24 protein-coding genes are annotated in these 21773 nt (G+C 46.4%); 19 read left to right on the top strand and 5 right to left on the bottom strand.

All coding sequences use genetic code 11. The features are described from left to right. The first annotated feature begins 1 nt into the window (after position 1). The 19 genes from traK to NPE20_RS05140 all read left to right on the top strand — a co-directional run bounded on the left by traK (position 2) and on the right by NPE20_RS05140 (position 17190). Positions 2-622 carry a conjugative transposon protein TraK gene (gene traK / locus NPE20_RS05050; protein WP_256537517.1) on the top strand — a complete coding sequence of 207 codons (621 nt, stop codon included), beginning with the start codon at positions 2-4 and terminating at the stop codon, positions 620-622. Next, the gene (locus tag NPE20_RS05055) at positions 619-846 is read left to right on the top strand and encodes a hypothetical protein (RefSeq protein WP_256537518.1); all 228 of its coding nucleotides are present in this window, start codon (positions 619-621) and stop codon (positions 844-846) included. The genes traK and NPE20_RS05055 overlap by 4 nt, the downstream gene beginning before the upstream one ends. A gap of 1 nt (position 847) precedes the next feature. Continuing rightward, positions 848-1873 carry a conjugative transposon protein TraM gene (locus NPE20_RS05060; protein WP_256537519.1) on the top strand — a complete coding sequence of 342 codons (1026 nt, stop codon included), beginning with the start codon at positions 848-850 and terminating at the stop codon, positions 1871-1873. Beyond that, positions 1870-2898, top strand: coding sequence for a hypothetical protein (locus NPE20_RS05065; RefSeq protein WP_256537520.1), 1029 nt, complete (start codon positions 1870-1872; stop codon positions 2896-2898). Before NPE20_RS05060 ends, NPE20_RS05065 begins: the two co-directional genes overlap by 4 nt. Beyond that, positions 2882-3160 carry a hypothetical protein gene (locus NPE20_RS05070; RefSeq protein ID WP_256537521.1) on the top strand — a complete coding sequence of 93 codons (279 nt, stop codon included), beginning with the start codon at positions 2882-2884 and terminating at the stop codon, positions 3158-3160. Before NPE20_RS05065 ends, NPE20_RS05070 begins: the two co-directional genes overlap by 17 nt. A 141-nt stretch (positions 3161-3301) precedes the next feature. Continuing rightward, positions 3302-4060 carry a hypothetical protein gene (locus NPE20_RS05075; RefSeq protein WP_256537522.1) on the top strand — a complete coding sequence of 253 codons (759 nt, stop codon included), beginning with the start codon at positions 3302-3304 and terminating at the stop codon, positions 4058-4060. Between the two features lie 245 nt (positions 4061-4305). Beyond that, complete coding sequence (locus tag NPE20_RS05080; RefSeq protein ID WP_256537523.1) at positions 4306-4908, top strand: RNA polymerase sigma factor; 603 nt, start codon at positions 4306-4308, stop codon at positions 4906-4908. A gap of 71 nt (positions 4909-4979) precedes the next feature. Beyond that, positions 4980-5951 (top strand): FecR family protein, encoded by a 972-nt coding sequence (locus NPE20_RS05085; RefSeq protein ID WP_256537524.1) that lies wholly within the window; start codon positions 4980-4982, stop codon positions 5949-5951. A 142-nt stretch (positions 5952-6093) separates the two neighbouring features. Beyond that, complete coding sequence (locus NPE20_RS05090) at positions 6094-9558, top strand: SusC/RagA family TonB-linked outer membrane protein (protein ID WP_256537525.1); 3465 nt, start codon at positions 6094-6096, stop codon at positions 9556-9558. Between the two features lie 13 nt (positions 9559-9571). Beyond that, a complete protein-coding gene (locus NPE20_RS05095; protein WP_256537526.1) occupies positions 9572-11041 on the top strand; it encodes a SusD/RagB family nutrient-binding outer membrane lipoprotein in 1470 nt (489 codons plus the stop codon). Between the two features lie 84 nt (positions 11042-11125). Further along, positions 11126-12439 (top strand): purple acid phosphatase family protein, encoded by a 1314-nt coding sequence (locus NPE20_RS05100; RefSeq protein WP_256537527.1) that lies wholly within the window; start codon positions 11126-11128, stop codon positions 12437-12439. Positions 12440-12448: 9 nt separating this feature from the next. Further along, positions 12449-13426 carry a purple acid phosphatase family protein gene (locus NPE20_RS05105; RefSeq protein ID WP_256537528.1) on the top strand — a complete coding sequence of 326 codons (978 nt, stop codon included), beginning with the start codon at positions 12449-12451 and terminating at the stop codon, positions 13424-13426. Between the two features lie 263 nt (positions 13427-13689). Beyond that, a complete protein-coding gene (locus NPE20_RS05110; RefSeq protein ID WP_256538671.1) occupies positions 13690-13992 on the top strand; it encodes a DUF4134 domain-containing protein in 303 nt (100 codons plus the stop codon). 52 nt (positions 13993-14044) lie between these two features. Then, the gene (locus NPE20_RS05115; RefSeq protein WP_256537529.1) at positions 14045-14305 is read left to right on the top strand and encodes a hypothetical protein; all 261 of its coding nucleotides are present in this window, start codon (positions 14045-14047) and stop codon (positions 14303-14305) included. Then, positions 14302-14796: a helix-hairpin-helix domain-containing protein gene (locus tag NPE20_RS05120; protein ID WP_256537530.1), complete on the top strand. Its 495-nt coding sequence runs from the start codon at positions 14302-14304 to the stop codon at positions 14794-14796. Before NPE20_RS05115 ends, NPE20_RS05120 begins: the two co-directional genes overlap by 4 nt. A gap of 3 nt (positions 14797-14799) precedes the next feature. Further along, positions 14800-15408 (top strand): alpha-ketoglutarate-dependent dioxygenase AlkB family protein, encoded by a 609-nt coding sequence (locus NPE20_RS05125; protein WP_256537531.1) that lies wholly within the window; start codon positions 14800-14802, stop codon positions 15406-15408. Between the two features lie 51 nt (positions 15409-15459). Beyond that, positions 15460-16557: a S1/P1 nuclease gene (locus NPE20_RS05130; RefSeq protein WP_256537532.1), complete on the top strand. Its 1098-nt coding sequence runs from the start codon at positions 15460-15462 to the stop codon at positions 16555-16557. A 5-nt stretch (positions 16558-16562) separates the two neighbouring features. After that, a complete protein-coding gene (locus tag NPE20_RS05135; protein ID WP_256537533.1) occupies positions 16563-16799 on the top strand; it encodes a hypothetical protein in 237 nt (78 codons plus the stop codon). 106 nt (positions 16800-16905) lie between these two features. Continuing rightward, complete coding sequence (locus tag NPE20_RS05140) at positions 16906-17190, top strand: helix-turn-helix domain-containing protein (RefSeq protein ID WP_256537534.1); 285 nt, start codon at positions 16906-16908, stop codon at positions 17188-17190. A gap of 28 nt (positions 17191-17218) precedes the next feature. Here NPE20_RS05140 and mobC read toward each other — a convergent pair whose 3' ends face one another. The 5 genes from mobC to NPE20_RS05165 form a co-directional block, all read right to left on the bottom strand. Beyond that, positions 17219-19117 (bottom strand): conjugal transfer protein MobC, encoded by a 1899-nt coding sequence (gene mobC / locus NPE20_RS05145; RefSeq protein WP_256537535.1) that lies wholly within the window; start codon positions 19115-19117, stop codon positions 17219-17221. Between the two features lie 4 nt (positions 19118-19121). After that, the gene (locus NPE20_RS05150; protein ID WP_256537536.1) at positions 19122-20336 is read right to left on the bottom strand and encodes a relaxase/mobilization nuclease domain-containing protein; all 1215 of its coding nucleotides are present in this window, start codon (positions 20334-20336) and stop codon (positions 19122-19124) included. Then, positions 20303-20713, bottom strand: a complete 411-nt coding sequence (locus tag NPE20_RS05155; protein WP_256537537.1) for a plasmid mobilization protein — start codon at positions 20711-20713, stop codon at positions 20303-20305. The genes NPE20_RS05150 and NPE20_RS05155 overlap by 34 nt, the downstream gene beginning before the upstream one ends. 137 nt (positions 20714-20850) lie before the next feature. Continuing rightward, positions 20851-21114: a hypothetical protein gene (locus NPE20_RS05160; protein ID WP_256537538.1), complete on the bottom strand. Its 264-nt coding sequence runs from the start codon at positions 21112-21114 to the stop codon at positions 20851-20853. Between the two features lie 36 nt (positions 21115-21150). Further along, entirely contained in the window at positions 21151-21762 is a 612-nt protein-coding gene (locus NPE20_RS05165) for an AAA family ATPase (RefSeq protein ID WP_256537539.1), read from the bottom strand. Positions 21763-21773 lie beyond the last annotated feature (11 nt).

Raw genomic sequence — 21773 nt, forward strand, 5'->3', positions numbered from 1 at the left:
CATGTTCACACACCTCAGAAATATCGAAACCGCTTTTCAGCAGAATAAACGCATTGTCGCGTTGGTCATTTTAACAAGCGCTATTATTTCCGTAGCGGCCATCTGGTTTGCTTTTGCCGCTTACCAAAAAGCGTCTGCACAGATCTACGTGCTGGCTAACGGGAAAGTACTGGAAGCACTTGCGGCAGACCGGAAGGATAACGTGCCCGTTGAAGCGCGTGACCACATCAAAATGTTCCACCATTACTTTTTCACGCTTGATCCGGACGAAAAGGTCATTCAGGAAAATATCAGCAAAGCTTTATATCTCGCAGACGAAAGCGCCCGCAACCAGTACAATGACCTCAAGGAAAAGAGCTATTACAATAACCTGATTTCCGGGAACATCAGCCAGACTTTAACCGTCGACAGCATTCAGCTGAACATGAACAGCTACCCCTATCCTTTTAAATGTTTTGCCACCGAAAAACTGATCCGCGCCACTTCGACCATTCATAAACTACTGGTTACCAGTGGCTATATGCGCAATGTCAGCCGTTCGGACAATAACCCCCACGGGTTCCTGATCGAACGTTGGGAAACACTGGTTAACCGCGACACCTTAATCAATAACCGGCCATGATACGGGAACTTGTAAACAGGTTCAGCCGCTGGTTTAATGACCTGCATGGTGACAGACCGGTCTATTTTTTTCTGGTTTTTTGTATCACGTTCCTTTCCCTGCTTTGGCTAAGCATCCGGTTTATCCGTTTTGATACGAAAATTTATACCATCAGCGTGCCGCAGCATATCGGCAAACCGTCCGGGCCGCAATTCACAGATTCATTAACCCTTAAAAAACACTAAAATGGAAAAGCAACGAAAGTTCCTATTGGTATTACCCTTATTGGTCATACCTTTTCTTACGATGGCCTTCTGGGCATTGGGCGGTGGCAAAGCGGGAACCCAGCCCATAACAAACAATAAAGGTCTGGATACCGATCTTCCCGAAGCGCAGTTCAAGGATAAAGAAAAAACCGATAAAATGGCCGTTTACCAGGCCATTCAGCATGATTCAGCACAGGATGGCGTAAGCCCGGCCTTTTTAAAGTCGATAGGCCTTGATAATACTCCGCCGCAAAAACTTGATCCTATAACAACTCCTGATGACCAGGCGCAAAAGATACAGGCCAAACTGGCGCAATTAAATAAACAGTTAAGCCAGCCGCAGCAAATTCACCAGCAGTCCGCCGGCTATGAACAACCGGAGCCACAGCAAATAAAGCAGCTCAAAAAAATGATGCGCGATATAGATGACAGCAATAATGCGCCGGATCCGGAAATGCAGCAACTGAACAGCATGCTGGATAAGATACAGGCGATCCAGAACCCGGCATCCGTGCAGCCCAAAACGGACGTAACAGAACCGGCCAAACCGTTCCGGGCGATACCCGCAATAATTGACGGCAAACAAAAAGTCGCTGACGGTGCTTCCGTCAAACTCAAACTTACCGATACAGCTACCATCAAAAACCAATTGTTACCAAAAGGCCAGGAAATCTATGGTTCCTGCCAGATCACTAACCAGCGGCTGCTGCTGACCATTCAAAATATTCGCCTTGAAAAGCAGATCATCCCGGTCAGCCTGACGGTTTTCAGTCTGGACGGTATGCCCGGCATACCGGCACCAGAAGCCGAACTTTCCGGTGCTGCCGGCGCCGGCGCAGATAATGCTATTCAAAGCATGCAATTCCTGAGTATGGACCAGAGTCTCGGTGCACAAGCGGCTGCGGGGGGCGTTAATGCCGCCAAAGGTCTGTTCAGTAAAAAGATCAGGAAAATCAAAGTCAGGTTACAGGACGAGTACCCGATACTATTAAAGATTAACCAATGAATGCAGCCACCAACGGCGTCCTCCTGGTTTTTAAAACCTGGGAAGATCAAAAAAAGGAAATAGAAGCGCTGCTTCCGTCCGGAGTTGTTGACGCTCAGGCGCTCCGCCGGCTGCAGTTACAACATTTTCGACAGGCAGCACTACGCCTGCGAGCAACAGCGCGGGAGGATGAGAAACCCTTTATGGCCTTACTGGCAAATCAGGTCGGTAAACTGGAACAGCAGCTTTATCCCAATGTCCTTGCCCGGCTATTCTATCGCATCAAAGACCACTTGCTTGACGGGCCCGCTTACCTCCGTCAACAGGCCCGTCAAAGAACCGTGAATATGGAAATGCTCAAACAGCAAATGCGGGAAACCGGTCTTGGTTCTGTCGCCCGTAAACTGGAAGAACACCTGGACCCGGAACTTCGGAGCGTCATTGTACCGCTGGCTTGCCAACTCGACTCTGAGAAAAGACTCACCTTCAACCTTCATTTTGAAAAGGACGCGCGTGGGGATTTCCAGTTGGATAGCCTGCATGCCGTATTAAGATACAATGGCGTAATTAGAACAGCTCACGATTTCCGGTTGAAAGACTGGCCGGGTTTACAGACTAACCATGCCCGGAGCCTGCTGGAAGGCCGTGCGTTGAAGCAAACTTTTACTGATGCCTCCGGCCACGAGAGCCAGCGCTGGGTTGAGATCGGTCCTTATGGCGTTCAGCGTTATGCCCCGGATCACGCATTTGATGTTAAAGCGGTGGTGGAAAGCATGCCGTCAATCATGGGTAGCAAACCTGAACTTATTCGTTACCTGGAAAACGGTCAACGTGCGCCGGCCCATTGGAAAAATGGCAAGCAATATCAAAGCATCTCAGTGCAGGCTGACCCGGCCAACCACACACTTAAATTTTTTGACGCAAGGAATAAACCGATTACACCGGCGAAACTAGATAAGAATGCACAACAGCAGGCCATCGTGAAAAGACCGGAGTTACCTGTACACAATGTGCGGAAAGGAGTAAAAAATGGACAACACATCTAAGGGCATGGGCATTAATTTCTATGAAATCAAAACCCAACTGCCCGACCTTGGATTTACCGAACCGCCTGTCGTCGATCAGTTACGCGAAGCCATGTTTACCGGATATGACTGCGCCGCGCTGCGTACCGACCGGGATAAGATCCGTATCCAGATCAACCTGGATAAAAACCTTTTGGAGACTTTGAATTCGAGCATTATGACGCCATCTTATATTCCGGGGGCAAATTGCGCGATCAGGTCTTCGCCTCCGACGTGCCCTTAGGCGAAGCTATCCAACTGCTGACAAGCCGCCTTACCCGGCTGGATGTCACCGCCGATATGGCGGGTGTCCCGATGAACCGCCGGCATGTGCGCGTCAGCCTGGGCCTGAATCCGAATATTAATCAATAAATTATATACAACTATGAACACAGAAAATTTAAGCTATCTGCAAAAGCAATTGCTGAACCTGGGGTTTGGCGAGCAGCTAAATGAAGAACTGGAAAAAAACATTAAATCCGGTAAAAAAGAATTTACCTTAACAACGGACCAGGAGTACAACAAACAAAACGTTGATTACACCCTGCACTATAAAGCAGGCGATAATAACGAAATGTATTTTTTCAATAAGTACGACGCTTCGCTAAGAGATAAAGAAATGCAGCAAACTTTTTATATCAACAAAGGCAGCAGCATCACCGCCAAGGAATCCTATAACCTGATGGAAGGACGGGCGGTTCACAAGCAGTTAGAGAACCTCGAAGGAGAGAAATACAATGCCTGGATTATCCTGGACAAGGAAAACAAGACCGAAAACGGCAACTTTAAGCTGCGTTCGTTTTCGGAGAACTGGAACTACAAACCAGAACGCGCTATAGACAAAATGGACATTGTCGGCATTAACGACGAGGGTGCCCGCGAAAAACTGATGAAGTCATTGGAAAAAGGCAACCGCCACCAGGTCACTGCTATGAAGGACGGCAAGGAGGTAAAGCTATACCTGGAAGCCAACCCCGCTGAACACCGCGTTAACCTCACGAACTGGAAAGGCGAGGCCCAGCAACTGGAACATTATAAAAAGCCCGAATTAAAGAATGACGTTAAAAAGGACCAGAAGCAAGCGCAGACTGCGGAGGATGCGCCTGAAAAAAAGCAACGCAAAAGCGCTAAAATGAAAGTATAGTTCTATATTGCCACCATAATGACCGGCCTTCTTGCCGGTTAATTGTGATAAGGTTTAGGTTGAAAGTCCCCGGCAGCGAGTGTTGGGGACTTTTATTTTTCAACAGCTTCCTGAATAAGCCCTTCCTGCATACTGATCAGAGATCTGAAGAGTCTGCACTACTCAGTTTACAATAACTTAAACATTCCTTATCATAGCATTGCAGCATTGTTTGATATTTTTGCCATCGTTAATATGCGGTATCAATGACCAAAGGGGATAAGATGATATTAGATGAGCAGCAGCTTTTACTTCGTTTGAAAAAACATGACCAGGAGGCTTTCACCGTCATCTACAATACCTATGCTAAAAAGCTGTTTCGGTACGCCGTTAAGATCATTAAATCAAGCGAAATTGCGGAAGATACCGTACATGATGTATTTGTTAAACTATGGAACGACGCGCCGTCGCTTAATATCGAATCTTCTATACAACCTTACTTATATAAAGTTACCCGTAACCATTTGCTTAACCTGATCACACGGGAGGGCGTACAGGACCGGTTCATAAATGAAATAGTGAGCACCACTAAGGACTTTACTCAAAATACCGAAGACACACTCGTTTACCGTGAAACACTCGAGAAAACCATGCAGGCCATTGATAAGTTGCCCGCCCAGCGAAAGCTGATCTTCGAGATGAGACGTAATAATGGTATGAGTCACAGCCAGATCGCCCGTGAACTTAACATTGCCGATAGCACGGTAAATAACCAGCTAGTTAAGGCGCTCAAATATATCAAAAACCACCTGCTGGCGAACGGCGCAATAGGGGTGCTCTTAACAGCATTACTACTCCTGAAAAATTAATTCAATTTTTTTTTCAAACCGGGTAGTTATCCGGTTCCTGTAAATTGTCTTATGTATGAAGCAAAGGCATAATGGATCAGGAAATCATATTATTATTAAAAAAATACGTTGCCAATAGTTGCCACAGGCAGGAACTGGAGCAGGCAAGGCAAGTTCTTGCATCCGGCAATTACGAAGAAGAATGGAAGGCTGTTCTGGAACAGGAAGCTATCGATGATATGGCCGATGATTCGGCAGTTACGGATTTTGATGCCGAGCGCGTTTTTTCAAGGGTACAGTCAACTATAAAACCGGTGCGGAAGATCAATATTTCCCGATGGTCGCTTGGTATAGCGGCAAGCCTCTTGCTGGTACTTTCAGCCGGGTACCTTTTTTGGAAAAGTACTTTAGCGCCTGTAAATGACGGGCCGCTTTTGAGCCTGGTTACAACAGCCGGTCAGCAAAAAAAAATCACCCTGTCTGATGGCACCGATGTAACATTGAATTGCGGAAGCACTTTACAGTACACAGCCGCATTTACCGGCGCTAAAAGAGAAGTATATCTGAACGGTGAGGCCTTTTTTAATGTAAAGCATGATACGAAGCGTCCCTTCTTAGTACATACCGGCCGCCTGCATGTGCAGGTACTGGGAACATCATTTAATGTAAACGCCTACCGCACGGATAAGCAGGCAGCCGTTAGTGTTGCCAGCGGCAAAGTTGGTGTTAACAACACCAAAGTGCCCCGCACTTATATGCTTTTACCCGGCGATCGTTTATCCTACAACAATGATAATACCGTCATAAAAAGTAAAATGAAAATAGAAGACATGCTGGCCTGGCAAAAAAGGACGCTTGTCTTTCAACTGGAAACTATCCGGGAGATCGCGCCCAAACTGGAACGGTATTATGGCGTGCGCATATTTATTAAGCCCAAAAGTGTTCCGTTTAAACAGGTTACGGCCAGTTTTACCCGCAGAACTTTGCCGCAGGTGTTAAATATCCTCTCGCAAACAGCCGGCTTTTCTTACACCATCAACAAAAATGAAGTACATATCAATTAACCCATAAGCAAGGAGGTACATACAGCATATTTTACAAAATAAGCGTCCTGTTGGAGCAGGACGCTTGGATATCAACTGAACTTGGAAATTCAATTAACAACATGCAGGCTTCAACAACCTGCGATAATTCAACACTAAAGTAATGAAAAAGATTTTAAGGCATCAACTTTTGATGCTTGTTTTTCTACTGTGCGCCATCTGGCAACGCGCCTCGGCTCAAAACACGGAGCGTATGCTCACCTTTAACAGTAATTCGGCAACACTGCAACAGTTTATTCAGCAGGTTAAATCACAACAAGGCCTGGAATTTACGTTCGATCAGGAGGTTAGTTCCCTGATGTCAAAAAAGATCACTGTCCGTAAAAAGAAAGTACCGGTTAGCGATGCCCTCAAATGGCTTACCGAGGATCTTGCTGTTAAGTATAAGGTTGTCGATAATTATATTATCCTTAGCCGTGATAGTAAGGGTAAACCCGCTTCATCTATTCAAAAAGGCCATATCTCGGGTAAAATAGTAGATGAAACCAGGGAGCCGCTACCAGGTGCTACCATTAAAGTCATAGAAGCCGGACAATCAACGACCGCCGCTAACGATGGCTCTTTCAGTATTCCGGTACCTGCCGGGGTATATACCCTTGAGGTTACGTTCCTATCGTTTCAAACCGAAACCATCAAAAATGTAACGGTGGAAGATGGCGGGCGAACCAGCACAACGGTTACTCTAAAAGCCCGCTCCAACTCGCTTAATGAAGTGGTTGTAACTGCACTGGGCATCAAAAAAAGGGAGAGATCATTGGGTTATGCCAGCGCACAGCTCAGCGCTTCCGATGTGAGCAATGTTCCGCAGCCTAATGTGCTGAACGCGCTCTCCGGCCGTATCGCGGGCGTTAATGTCAGGGCCACGGGCTCCGATCCCGGCTCAAGCGTGATGGTTACCATCCGTGGACAATCATCCCTTACCAAAGACAATCAGCCTTTATATGTGATTGATGGCGTACCCGTCGCACCGGCCCTGCAAAACCCAACGGCCGGTATAGATGGCAAACAAACCATTGATTATGGAAGCCCTATAGGTGACCTGAGCGCCGATGATATTGCCAGCATAACCGTATTGAAAGGTGCCAGTGCGGCCGCTTTATATGGCAGCCGGGCAGGCTCGGGCGTTATCCTGATCACCACCAAATCAGGCGCTGAAAAAAAAGGCCTCGGCATAAGCTTTAACTCAACCGCAATGTTCGATAAGGCTTATCTGTTTCCGCATTTTCAAAACGAATACGGATCAGGAGATTCACCGGTATCTGATAATACCCTTAGCACGGGCGCCTGGGGGCAGCGTTTAAATACAGGTACCAAACTGGTTCAATGGAACAGTCCGCTTGATGCCAATGGCAATGCCGTAGCAACCGATTGGATCGCTTACCCTAATCGTGTTAAAGACTTTTTCAATACCGGTCATACCTACACAAATAACATCGCGGTTTCCAAATCCGGCGAAGCCGGTGATTTCCGGATCTCTTATGCCAATATGCAAAATAAAGGCATCGTACCGAATACGGATATTAAACGTAACAACCTGAATTTTGCAGGCAACTACAACATCAAAAAATCAATCAGGTTAAGTACTAACCTGGCTTACACCAACAACCAAAGCGATAACCGCCCATCGGCCTACAGCGAAAGCGTTACCTCGCAGGTATATAAACTGACGCCTAATATCAATATCGATGAGCTGCGTAACTATTGGGTGCCGGGCAAGGAAGGTATCAAACAATATAACCCTTTATCGAGCGATGACAACCCATTCCTGATCGCCTATGAAGAAACAAATGGATTTAACCGTAACCGTTTAACCGGCCATGTTCAGCTCGCGGTCGATCTGATGCCCAACCTTACCTTGACCGGGCGTACCGGGCTTGATTATTACTCAACAGACCTGAATGAAAAGCGGCCGTTCAGTGCCAAGCGTAACCCAACCGGCGCCTATCTTACCGAAAATAACTACTTTAAAGAGCAGAACAGCGATTTCCTGTTAACCTATAAATCAAAAATAGGCGCACAGTGGTCATATTCAGTTTCGGCTGGTGGTAATCAGATGGACCAAAAAATGCGCTCTGTCAGAAATTACACCGGAACACTGACGCTGCCCGGCATTTATAACCTGTCGAACGCCGCCGCCGGCTCCATGATCTATGCGGAGGGCGCTTCACATAAGCGTATCAATAGTGTATATGGTTTAGGGGAGATCAGCTACAAACAGTCCGTGTTTTTAAACCTGACCGCGCGTAACGACTGGAGCAGTACTTTGCCTCCGGAAAACAACTCGTATTTCTATCCCTCAGCGTCGTTGAGTGTTATCGCATCTGACCTGCTCGGTATCAAATGGGATAAGCTTTCTTATTTGAAACTACGCGGAAACATATCGCAGGTAGGTTCAGACACGGACCCGTATCAATTGTACAATGTCATCCCTTTTGATTCTGACTGGGGTTCGGTAAAACGGGCATCACTTTCGTTCGATCAAAAGAACAGTCAGCTGAAACCTGAAATAGCCACCTCATATGAAACCGGTGCCGATATCAGTTTTTTTCAGGACAGGCTGGGCATGAGCTTTACCTGGTACAAAACCAATAACAAGAACCAGATCATCCAGGTGCCTACCACTATTGCTTCGGGTGCCAGTACCAAGCTGATCAACGCCGGTAATATTCAAAACTCGGGCATCGAGTTATCACTTAATGCCGTACCCGTCAAAGGTAAGTTCACCTGGCGAACCGACCTGAACTTTACCCGCAACCGCAACAAGGTAATTTCGCTTACACCCGGTATTACCAATTATTTACTGGGCAGTACGGACGGCAGCAATGTGCAATATCTTATTCGCGAAGGCACGCAGATGGGCGATTTCTATGCCCGCAGCTGGCAAAAAGTACCTGACGGAGCCTATGCCGGCCAGGCATTGCTGAACAGCAAAGGCCTGTTGCAGCAGGCAACCGATTTTGAAAAGGTAGGTAACTATAATCCCGATTTTATATTGGGTGCTAACAACAGTTTCAGCTATGGCCCGCTTACATTGAATGTGTTGGTTGACTGGCGCAAAGGCGGTCAGTATTATTCATACGTGGCCAAAAGCTTAATTGATGACGGCTTTCTGGAAACTACGGTGCCGGGCCGTGATGCCGCGCATGGTGGTTTAAGCTGGACCGACGGCGACGGTGCGAAACGAAATGACGGCATGATCATGCCCGGCGTAATCGCTAATGGCGATGGTACCTACAGGCAAAATGATGTGATCATCGCTGCCAGTGATTATTATGACAGCAAATACTGGAAGTATTATGAGAACGATACCTTCAGCGCGACCTATATAAAGCTGAAAGAGGTATCCCTCACCTATACCTTCAGTAAAAATACGATGCGTCACCTTCCGTTTATGAGTAACCTGTCGCTGTCTTTTATCGGCTATAACCTATATACCTGGACCAAGGCTAAAATGGGTTTCGACCCCGAAACAACCATGAGCTTATCCGGACTGCGCTACCAGGGCGTGGGGCACTGGACATTGCCCGGCACACGCTCTTATGGTATTAAACTGAGTTGCAATTTTTAATCAACCAAAAAACATGAAAGCTTATTCTTTCCTATTCTTAATATTGGCAGCAGTGGCATTTACCTCCTGCACCAAAGATTTTCAAGAGATCAATACCAATACGAACAGCCCGTCAACCACAAGGCCAGAGTATCATTTTACCGAAGCTATTACCCAAACGGCTTATGCTTACCAGGAAAATGCTTTTGACCGCCGACCTGCGGCGCTCGGAAGGTATATTACACTGGTAAGGAACAATGACTACGAAACCTTCCGCTGGACATCCGTGGACTGGAACGATATTTACCAGCGCGCTATGATCATTAAAACCATGCAGCAGGAAGCTGTCACTACCGCGCAGCCGGTATATGAGGCTACCGGTAATATTCTTATGGCATTCAACATGGCCTACCTCACTGATCTTTATGGTGATGCGCCTTATTCACAGGCATTGCAATCTGTAAGTACAGGTAATATCAAGCCAGCCTATGATAAACAGGAGGCCATTTATATGAGTTTATTGCAGCTGCTAAAAGATGCCAATGAGCAACTAAGGACCAACGGCGCCGGTATTGACGCGGCAGCCGACGCGCTATATGCAGGTAAAGCGTTGCAGTGGCGTAAACTGGCCAACTCGCTTCGTTTGCGGATGTTGCTGCGCTGCTCGAAAGTTTACACCAGGGCATTTTCAGATATGCAGGAAATCATTGACAACAGCGAGCGGTACCCCATTTTTACCGGTAATGCCGATAATGCCGAGGTGGTATATCAGGGGGTTAAAAAGGACGACAGCTGGCCGGGCGGTGCGAAAAACATGATCGACGCTGATTTTGCCAAAACAAAAGTAAGCAAGGAACTGGTGGATGCATTGGTTGCACGTAATGATCCGCGATTGGCAGTATGGGTGGCGCCGGTTGCTGCTACTGCCGGTTCAACGGTCGATCATCATCAATACGTAGGCGTGCCTCATGCCTTAGCCAATCCGGCCGATTATAACGGCGGCGAAAAACATCAGTCTGTATTCTCATCGTTTTTCAGACAGGATAAAGCCACCGGGCTGAAAGCGAGCTTGATGCTTTACAGCGAGGTTTGTTTTATCCTGGCCGAGGCCGCGCAAACAGGTAAAGTAACCGTTCCGTCTAAAACAGCGGCATCGCTTTACCACGATGGTATCGAAGCCTCCATGGATTATTATGGGGTTAAGGCGGAGGCAGTAAGCGGGGCTTATTATGATTCGCCACTGGTAAAATACGATGGTACGCAAAAGCAACTGATCATTCAAAAATGGCTGGCCATGCTGTTCCGCGGTTCTGAAGGCTGGTTTGATTTCCGCCGTACAGGTTATCCCGAATTTGTGGCCGGCCCCATGGCTTTTCAACCGCAGTTCCCGGTAAGATATGGCTGGCCAACCAGCGAGCCCAATGTTAATAATGATAGCTATCGTGCCGCAATCGCGGTATTCGGGCCCGATGATATCAATACCAAAATGTGGTATCTCAAATAGGTAATAAACAATCAATTGAAGCAAAGACAGGGCGCCGGAGCCTGGAGCCCGGCCCCCATCTTTTTTAACTATAAAACTCTTCTGATGAATAAAATAGCAAGACGGCACTTCCTGGGGCAAACCCTAAAAATGAGCGCGCTTATGCCCGTTATCGGTTCACCTGCCCGGCTATTGCTTAGCAATGATAACCATCATGCGGCAGCTGATATGCCCGACAGGGTTATTCTTACGGTTACGCCTGATACTGCTACCAGCATTACCATCAACTGGCGGACTGCAAATACTACTGAAGCAGGTTATGCCGAGTACGCCGTCGCGGATGCACATCCCGAATTTGTTGCTAACCTGACCAGGGTAAATGCGACGGGGCGCCCTTTTAAATTTAATGATACCGCTTTCATTAACCACAGGGTTAGCCTTAACGGCCTAAAGCCGGGTACTTTATATGCCTATCGCGTTGGCAGGCAGAATAATTGGAGCGAGTGGTTTCAGTTTAGTACGGCCAAAGGCGATATGGCTGCGGCCAAACTTTCTTTTATTTACCTGGGCGATGCACAAGTCGGTATAAGGCCTCTATGGAGCCGGGTGATCAGGAAGGCCTATGCGGCAATGCCCGGTGCGCAATTGGTTATCCACGCGGGCGATTTGGTTAACCGCGCCAATGAAGACAATGAATGGGATGACTGGTTTGCTGCCGGAGGGTACATACATGCAAGCACACCGGCTTTAATGACACCCGGTAACCACGAATATACGCACGAAGATGGCAAGCCGCATTTGTCGGTCTACTGGAATGAACAATTCGGCCTTCCGGATAACGGCCCGTCAGATGATCTGCTGAAAGGCAGCTGTTATTACACCGACATACAGGGTGTACGGATCATATCCCTCAATACTCAAATGATTGAAGAGGCGTCAACGCAGGAGTGCATCAACCGGCAGGTGGCGTGGTTGCGACAGGTACTCAGGCAAAACACCCGGCAATGGACTTGTGTAGTGATGCACCACCCTATTTATTCGACCAAGAAAGGAAGGGATAACAAAAAGACGCGTGAGTTTTTAAAGCCTGTTTTTGATGCGTACGACGTTGACCTGGTATTGCAGGGACACGATCATGCCTATGCGCGCGGGATGAACAAAATAGCGCTTACAAACGGTCCTGCCGGATCACGGTCCGGTACCGTATACGTGGTATCCGTTAGTGGCTCAAAAATGTACGAGACAGAGCCCATGGAATGGGCCGATATCATTGCCAGCCATGTACAGGTTTACCACACCATTGATATCGATAATAATAAACTATCCTTCAGGGCTTACCTGGCAACAGGCGAACTGTTAGATGCCTTTGATTTAGTAAAAAACAAAGGCAAACAGAATAAATTAATTGACAAAAGATAGATCAGCTATATGAAAAGAAGAGATTTTGTGATCAATACAGCACTAACGGCTTTGGGTGCTTCGCTTAGTAACCCGCTTGAAACAATTGCCGGTACTTCCGAAACCCACCTGGAAAGCGATGATGTATCGCCAAGGGCTGCTTTGGCGGATGATTTTCCATTGAATTTCGTGGCTATCGGCGACTGGGGCCGCAACGGCGAGTACCATCAGAACGAGGTAGCTAAACAAATGGGCGAATGGGCAGCTACACATCCCAATAAGTTTATCATTTCGGTAGGAGATAATTTTTATCCGAAAGGGGTTGTCAGTGAAAATGATCCGCTTTGGCATTACTCCTACGAGAATGTATATACCGCGCATTCCCTGCAGGATGACTGGTACCCGGTGCTGGGGAACCACGATTACGGCACCGACCCGGATGCGCAGGTGCGCTACAGTAAAGTAAGCCGCCGCTGGAATATGCCCTCACTTTATTACGCCAAAGAAGTAAATATTGGAAGGGAAACAGGAAAAGTGCTTTTTATATTTATTGATACACAGCCTATTGTTTACGATTTAAAGGAGCGGGAACCCGAAAAGCAACTGGCCTGGATAGATAAAACACTTCAGGACGCTTCGGCTGACGTGAAATGGAAGATCGTTGTAGGTCATCACCCGGGTTATACGGTTGGGCCGAGAATAAAAAACTATGATACGCTCACTATCCGTAAAGCGTTGAGCGGCCTGTTCGAAAAGCACAAGGTGGACGTATACCTGTCGGGCCATGAGCATTCGCTTCAGCATTTAAAACCGGCAGGCGGTTATCCCCATCAGTTTATATCAGGTGCCGGATCAGAACTTACCGAAGTAAGCACCGGGATCCCTTATTGCCGATTCCAGGCATCCGAGCATGGCTTTATGTATTTTTCTATCAATTCAAAAACACTGCGCGTTAATGCGATCAATGATACCGGTAAGGTTTTATACCAAACAGAAATCACCAAATAAGATGTGAAATCGTCCTAATGCTTTTTTGCTATGTAATTTATTAGATTATCTTCAGAAAGACAATGCCTTTTGAGAATGTTCCCCCCGCGTTCTATGATATTCAGGTGAATGTTTTAATTCAAATGAATATACGCCGCCAGCGATGCAGTGGAAGTGAATGCCCGGCAACGTACAATCCTGTTGCTATCACCATCATAAAACACCTCAGCGTAAAAGTTCGGATGACTGTATAAGGCAACCTTCAGACCTTCTTCCCTACGCAGATCGCCATTGTACTGCTACTAATTAGTGCAAGCGCCTTTTCACAGGATGGCAATGCGGGTATCAACAAAGCCACCAACCAGGTTAAAAGTTATTTCGCTACCGTTACCAACTCGATGTATGCGATAGGCGCAATTGTCGGCCTGGTTGGTGCGATCAAAGTTTATAAAAAGTGGAATGACGGCGAACATGATACCGGTAAGGTTGCTTCGGGCTGGTTCTGGTACCACCGGCATATTTTCAAGTTCAATTTCCATATTAATGGTACCATAGCAATCAAATTTGGGACTATAAAAAAATACTAATATTTTTAGTATTTTTTTATACGATTTTACATTTTTTCCCACTTTTGTTTTCATGAGAAGTAAGTTGTTCGAGGAGAGGCCTAAAATGGCAAAAACCTGTACCGAAAGATGGGTGTGGATCATGCCGGATAAAGGCGACGGCTACCAGCTTTATGATGCGCTGCAGGATCGCCTTATCGGCCGCATCCTGTTCGACGCAGATGATAACTGGATATATGACGGTGAAGTACTGAACTTAGATGAACAGAATGAAATGGCGGGGTTTATCAGCGGCAATCATAAAGAAATGGATAATTTGATCAGGGGCTTATGAAAAAGAAGATCGATTTTGAACTGAGCACAGCAGAAAAGCAAAAGCTAAAGGAACAGAAAGTCAGCCAAAAGATGCTGGGCGACTACGCACCGGATGAGATCGCGGCCATGCTGGGCGCTTCGCCTCAACGGGCCAAAGAATTGGCGGCATTGGCGGAATTTCAAAGCATTCCCTCACTGGGCCCGGGCTTTGCCAAAGAACTTATCGCACAAGGCTATTATTCGCTGGAACAACTAAAGGGAAAAAGCGCGGTAGAATTATTTGACGCCTATGAAAAACATTGCGGTTGCTGGGCGGACCCCTGTGTAGAAGACTCGTACCGCCTGCTCGTTCATTATATCGGGCATAGGGATGAAAGCAAGCGCTGGTGGAATTTCACCGGTGAGCGTAAAGCATACCGCGAACAATCCGGCTTCCCGGCCGACCGCCCGACAAAAGCCTGGTACGAAACCGAAAAATTCCCAAAGATGAAAACGCATAAAGAAAGATAAGAGATGGAGCAATTATGTTTTTTCCCTGAGGCAGGGCAAAGTAAGGGCCTGCCCACCGATTTCCTGGAATATTTTCCCGGTTTTTTTAGCCCGGAGGAAGGTGATTTCTTCCTGCAAAAATTTATCGCGGAAGCGCACTGGAAACAAACGATACAAAAGCTGTATGATAAAGAAGTGGTTACGCCGCGGCTAACGGCCTGGTATGGTGATCTGGGTACCGATTATTCACATCCCGGCAGAATATCCAACCCGGCGCCATGGACGCCGGAACTGCTGGCGATCAAAGCAATCGTGGACCCATTGGCAGGCACCAGCTTTAATAGTGTCCTGTTAAATTATTACCGCGATGGCAATGATTCTGTTGCCTGGCACAGTGATAAGGAAAGCATTCTGGGCAAACATCCGGTGATCGCCTCGGTTAGCTTTGGCCAGGTCCGCAGTTTTGATATCCGCAATAAAACCAACCACCGCGAGAAGTATTCGGTTCGCCTGGAACACGGTTCCTTCCTGCTGATGAAAAGCGGTTTGCAGGAACATTGGGAGCACCGCATCGCCAAATCCGTTAAGCCGATGAAAGCTCGCGTTAACCTCACCTTCCGGGTTGTGATCTGATATTTACCAACACTATTTTTTTTATAAAACACCTCCATATATATTCGCAGCATGAAGAAACTGTTTAATTTTTGCCTGATCGGCCTTTCCATAGCATTGATCTCCTGGGGTTTCAAAGGGCACCGCGCTATAGCGACCATCGCACAAAAACACCTGACCAGTAATACCGCTTATGTGGTTTCAGCATATCTTAAAGGCGAAGGCATGGCCGATGTGGCCACCTGGGCAGATGAAAACAGAAACAATAAAACGGCACCCTGGCATTTTTTGAACCTGCCATTGGGATTGACGCATGACCAGTTCGTTAAGCTGGTAACGGAAAGTGACAATAACGTTTACAGTGCCATCCTGAAAACAGAAGCCAGTCTAAAGGATAAAAATCTGACACCTGACCAAAAGAACGAGGCATTGAAATACCTGATCCATTTAGTAGGCGACGCACATCAGCCGATGCACGTTAGCCGCAAGGAAGATAAAGGAGGCAATACGATCCAGGTGCGTTTTGATAATAAGGGCACGAACTTACACAGTTTGTGGGACAGCAAACTCATCGATCGCGAAGGTTTGCGTGAAGCCGACATTGTAAAAACCTATGATGCAGCTACACCCGCGCAGATCAAACAATGGCAATCTGACAGCCCCATGGAATGGATATGGGAAAGCTACCAGATCAGCAGTGAATTGTACGCGCAGGTCAAAGCCGGCCAGCGGATAGACGAAGCTTATTATCAGAAATATATCCCCGTCATCCGTAAACGCGTCGATCAGGCGGGTATCCGTCTGGCAGGTGAACTCAATAAATTATTTAATAACGAGCAGGTAAAAATCACCACTGTAACGCCCGCTCCGCCCCCGCCGCCAAATACACAAATCGTAACCGCGGTAAAACTGGAGGACATTAAGCAGGCAACCGGCAAAACGGTAAGCGTGCAGGGCAAAGTATACAGCAGCAAGGATATCGGCAGCATGGTATTGATCAATTTAGGTGCAGCCTACCCCAATCAATTACTGACCGTCGCCCTGAAAGGCAAAGCAAAAGACCTGGGCAATCAAATAGATACCAAAACAATCACTGTTGAAGGAGAAGTCATAGATTATAAAGGTAAACCGGAGATCATTATAACAGACCCCGCAAAGATCAAATTCTAAAGCTAATGAACGAGCCATTTATCATAGCCGTGGTTTACCAGGGAACGGAACATGAGTTCAAAGCGCGTTTCGAGCGGTGGGGTTATACCCACCGTATTGCGGTGCTGATTGATGAGGTCACCGTTTTCTTTGAACCGGATGAAGAAGGAGGTTACCGGGCACTGAACGAAGGGCTGACAGCTACGGTCAACCTGAATCTGTTACAAACGGTAGCCGAAAAGCTTATCAAACTTACCCACTGATTCTGCCCAACTGTAAACTGGCTATTAACTGACCGTTAAGTTTTCAACAACTTGTCGAGATAAAAGCTAAGTTTCTTATCTTGTAATACTACTTTAATACTACGCTATGAAAACAGGAAACGGTTTGACCTTTTTAGGTCGTCTTTTAGACAAAGTATGCGCTGCTGATCTGCTGCAAAGTGAACACCGGCAGGCTTTAAGTGCCCGCATCGAGCATTTGCTTGCTGAAACCGGCTTGAACCGTTTGCAATTCGGCGATCATATCCGGGTGGAAATGAATGAATTGCGGGTCTGGTTATCAGGCACACGTGACCTGACACTGGAAACGCTGACGGAAATCTGCCATTTATTTCATATCAGTATTGGTGATTTAGTAACCGAACAGGCTTAAATATACTCAAAATGGGTGCCTTCTACTGTTAACTTTCAGCACTGATGGCTTCTGTTAATACTTTGATATCTTCTTTAATGCGCTGATAGCTCATTAAGATTTCGTTTTGATTAATACTCCTGGCTCTGGGTATATCCTGATAGGCTAATTCTTCCTGCCAGATAGCGTCGTGGTCGTTTTGAATCTGACAGTGAAAGGTTTTTAGTTCAATCTTATTAGTCGGGTCATCGGCCACCATACCAACAAATTCCCCGGATGACAGACCTGCAATTTTTGACGCAGGAATAGCGTAATCCAGTTGAGTGGAACGGCTTACGGAGGTATCACTGCTATTAATCGATATGCTTTCCTTTTGCTGGTTGATCTTACCGAATCGTTCGGATAGTTGCTTCGATGTATCGCCGCTTACCTGTCCGCAAATAATATTTCCGACAATATTCATGATTACCTCGGCCTGTTCACGGCCATAATCCTTTTTGAGCTGGCTAGAGTCCTGAACCGCCAACGTTACTGCTACTTTATTGGAACGTGCTGTGGCGATCAGGTTGTCGATCCCGTTAAAATAGATGGTGGGGAATTCGTCGAAAATCAAGCTGCACTTTTGTTGGTTCTTACGGTTAACCAGTTTATTAATACGGTTCACATATAAAGATAAAACAGCACCGTAAACCTGCGATTTTTGAGGGTTATTGGCCAGACAAACGATCTTGGGATCATCCGGATTATTAATATCAAGCGAGAAGTCGTTACCACTCAAAACATAATAGAGCTGCGGTGAAGACAAACGTGCAAGGCTGATCTTGGCGCTGGCAATCTGGCCCTCCAATTGCTCATAGGCTTCATTTTTCCAGGCGGAGATAAAAGGATTAATTAATACTTCGATCTCCGGTTCGCTACTGAGTACGGCGAACAACTCTTTATAATCTATCAGCGATAATTCGATCACATGTGGCAAGGTGCAGTATTTACCGCCTTTGTATCTTTTCAGGAACCAGATCAGTGCGGTTACAAAGTTTATGGGTGACTCCACGAAAAAGTCGCCTTGCTTTTTGATCCACTCGCGGTTTAACCCCAGCATGATCGTGCGGGCGGATTCAATAGCATCGGTAATATCCAGCATCGTATCAGGTTCCAGCGGATTGCTGCGGTGCATGATATTTTCAAAATTGATAACGTAAAAAGATCGGCCACCATGCTCACGCAGGGCATTAAAAGCGATCCTGGACAAATCATCGTATTTAAAATCGTAGATCAGCATACTAAAGCCTTTGCTGATATGCTGCGTGATGATGTGCCGGATCACGAAATAGGATTTACCCGCGCCGGGACTGCCGCCAACCAGGATTCCGCGAAACGGATTGATGATATTGATCCAGCTGTTTCGCTCTTTCCCTTTTAATTGGTATTTGGCCGGTAAATTAATGGAGTATTCATTTTCCAGCAGCCGCTCTTCCTGCGGAAAAGTTTCATTTTCTTTATTGAAAATATCGTCCCCTAGTTTGAGTTTGAGCATCCGGAAGAGCAAGCCGCCACCGGTCAGGAATAACATATAACCAAATGCTGTTGCACCAATATACAGCCACGGACGAGTTAAGAGGAGACTACTACAGAAATAGATAAGCAGACCGGTCAGGCAATAGGTGATAATAGTTTTCGGCCGGATCTTTTCGTCTCGCCTACCTTTACTGCCAATAAGGGAAACAATAAGCAAAAGCAGCGCGCTTAGTTTTGCGGTGAATACTGTTTTGAAGATTGACATTCTCGAAATTGGCAACAACACATGGTCAACTATTTTGTGCGTCAGCCTTATTTCCAGAAATGCCGGATAACAGCACAGGTAAAAATGGATGATCAATATGGTAATGCTTAGCAGCCTGGTGAAATCAATGATCTTCCGCAGCGCCTGTTCGTTTTCTCCGGTTTGCATGATGTTAAAGATTAAGTCCTTTTCGTTTCCTCTTCTTAAATTTGTTAAGCGCTGCCAGATCTTCCCGCTCGACGGCAAATAAAACATCAAGCATTTCGTCACCGGCGGTTGATGTCAGACCGAATGTACCCTGGTCGGGAGTTTTTTGATATTGACCGGCCGTTTTGGTTAACGGATCAGGAAGTAATTGAGCACTGAGTTGATTAGCGCTATATGCTTTGCCCAAATCACTGCCATTAAATACGGTTTTATTTTTTTGATCAATAAACGTTACGCCATAAATCCGGCCTGCATCGTTTTGGCGCAGGATAGAGGGGATGCCTTTCGCCCTAAGCGCAGATTGAAAGCCTCTTTTGGTTTGTGGTTTAGCCAGAACCTCATCCAGTATTTTGATCAGGTTCTCTTTAAATGGTTTACGTAGTTGCGCGTTAAGCCCGAATTTTTCCTCCAATTTTTTCAGTGTCGGTTTATCATAAATGCTGCTGGCTTTGATCGGTATACCAATTTTATCGCCTTGCTTATCCAGTATCCAGTAAACTAGTCCTTCGCGGGCATACATTCTTGAATCTTTGGAACCACGGTCAGCCCGGATGTTGTATTGTTCTAAAACGGCGTTGAGTTCAGGAAAGCTGGTGAATTTGTAGGCTCTTAACACATATCCGAGGATGTTGGTGACCGTACGCTTGGTTTCGGCTTTACCGTATTCAACGGCTGAAACATCCGCTTTCAGGTCAGGTTTTTGTTTTGGCTGTTCATCTGCCCTGGTCAGGTTGAATTTTATCTCGATGCCTTTCCTGGCCTTCTCAGATTCATTTTGCCCGAGGTAATGCAGATTGATCCGTTCGCCATCCCTTTTTATATTGGTGGTTACGATATGAACATGCGGGTGCCCGGCATCCTCGTGCCGGTAAACCAGATAAGGCTGGGTTTGAAATCCTATGCCCAGCATATAATCTTTGACGATGTCTCTTAATGTGTCATCACGCAGCACTTCCCCGTTCGGGAAATTCAGTGAAATATGTACTGTATTGGTTTTCGCGCGTTGGTTCATGGCAGCCAGATCGGCCAGCCGGAATAGCTTGTCATTAAAGGATAAATCTCCTGCATCCTTGAAATAGCCGGATGTTTCTATCAATGTAGCTTTGCCCTGTTTCACTTTGTTCTCGTTATAGTTAAGCGCGCCGTTCAGGCTTTTGCCGGTCTTAATTTTTGCGACCATATATCCGCGTATTCGTTCATCCGTTCTTTGATCTGGCTGATAGAAGGCTCCAGTTTGCTATTAATGATGCTCATTAAATTCATCCATAATCGGGTATCAGCATTGCCATGAGCGCTGTTGATACCGCGCACGGCCTGGTTTAAATTATTGCCGATAGCATTGAGTTCCTGCCTTAACAGGATCAGTTCATCCAGTATATCATCCATCGCTCTGTCCCGGTAGGTGACTGTAATTTTTCTTTCCAGCAGCACATCCCGGGTGTACTCACTCAATTTTCTGAATAATGTTTTTTTAAAACGCTTTTCCAGCAATTCGTACTCTGCCGGTTTAAAGCGAACGATGACTCTACGGCTGCGATTTTCTTCCTGCTTTTCCATTTCCTTAGTTTAAAAAAATGCGACTTCGGAGCATTTTTACTGGGACCGCGGCTGACTCCGGAGGGCGGGGCAAGATTCGTTTGTCAGACAAACGTACATCTTGCTGACTGCTCCGAAGAGGCGGTCTGCTCCTGCTGTCAGTGTTTTTCATTGGTTTTTACTTTGGCTTCCAGATAGGATTTCAGCGCTTCGATAGTGATATCCTTTTGGGAGAGATCGTTAGCTACCCCGTAGTTCTTGATGTCTCTCATCAAGCCTTTGGGTATCCAGGTATTGAGCTGCACTTCCGCTTCTTTGAGAGGTCTTGTTTTGACCGGCTGTATCTGCTGAATAGGTGTTCGTGGCTTTTCCTGTTTAAGTTTCCCGGCCAGGTTGCTGAGTTTATTTTTGTAATCTTCCATCAGTCTATTATTATGTATTTATAGAATTATAGATTTCTATATTTCTACCGTCAGGTAGTTAACGACTTCTTCTGCCAGTGCCATGATCTCAGCTTTTGCTTTGGGGTCGGTTCCATTTATAATTCCGGCGGTTATCGCCGATCTGGTAATGCTGACGCGGTCATGAACGACGGTCTTTAAAAGCGGAGTTTCCATGCCTTCCAGCAATGCCGTCACGTCTTTAGTGAGACCTGTACGCGGCTTGACCATATTAAGAATAATAGCGGCTTTTATGTGATTATTCCTGGACCGCGCTTGCTGGATAAGCGACAGCGTTGAACGGATTGCCATGACGTCGAAAAAGCCGGCCTTGGTTGGTACCAATATGAAATCAGAGTGCAGGAACAATTCAGGCAAATGGTTCGACAGATATGGCGGCGTATCAACGATCACCAACTCGTAAGGAAGTTGCTGAATGTTTTTGAAACCCTCCGTACCGATAATCGTCACGCCCTTAAAATCTTCTTTTAGATGATAAAGGCTACCCTGCATATCGGTGTCAACAAGCGCCACTTTGAGTTGATCCTGGAAACATAAGGCGAGATTGAGGGCGAGGGTACTTTTGCCGACGCCGCCTTTTTGATGGGCGATGGTAATGATCTTTGCCATGATATAGATTT

The organism is Mucilaginibacter aquariorum, from assembly GCF_024498135.1.
In the GTDB taxonomy this organism is placed as follows: domain Bacteria; phylum Bacteroidota; class Bacteroidia; order Sphingobacteriales; family Sphingobacteriaceae; genus Mucilaginibacter; species Mucilaginibacter aquariorum.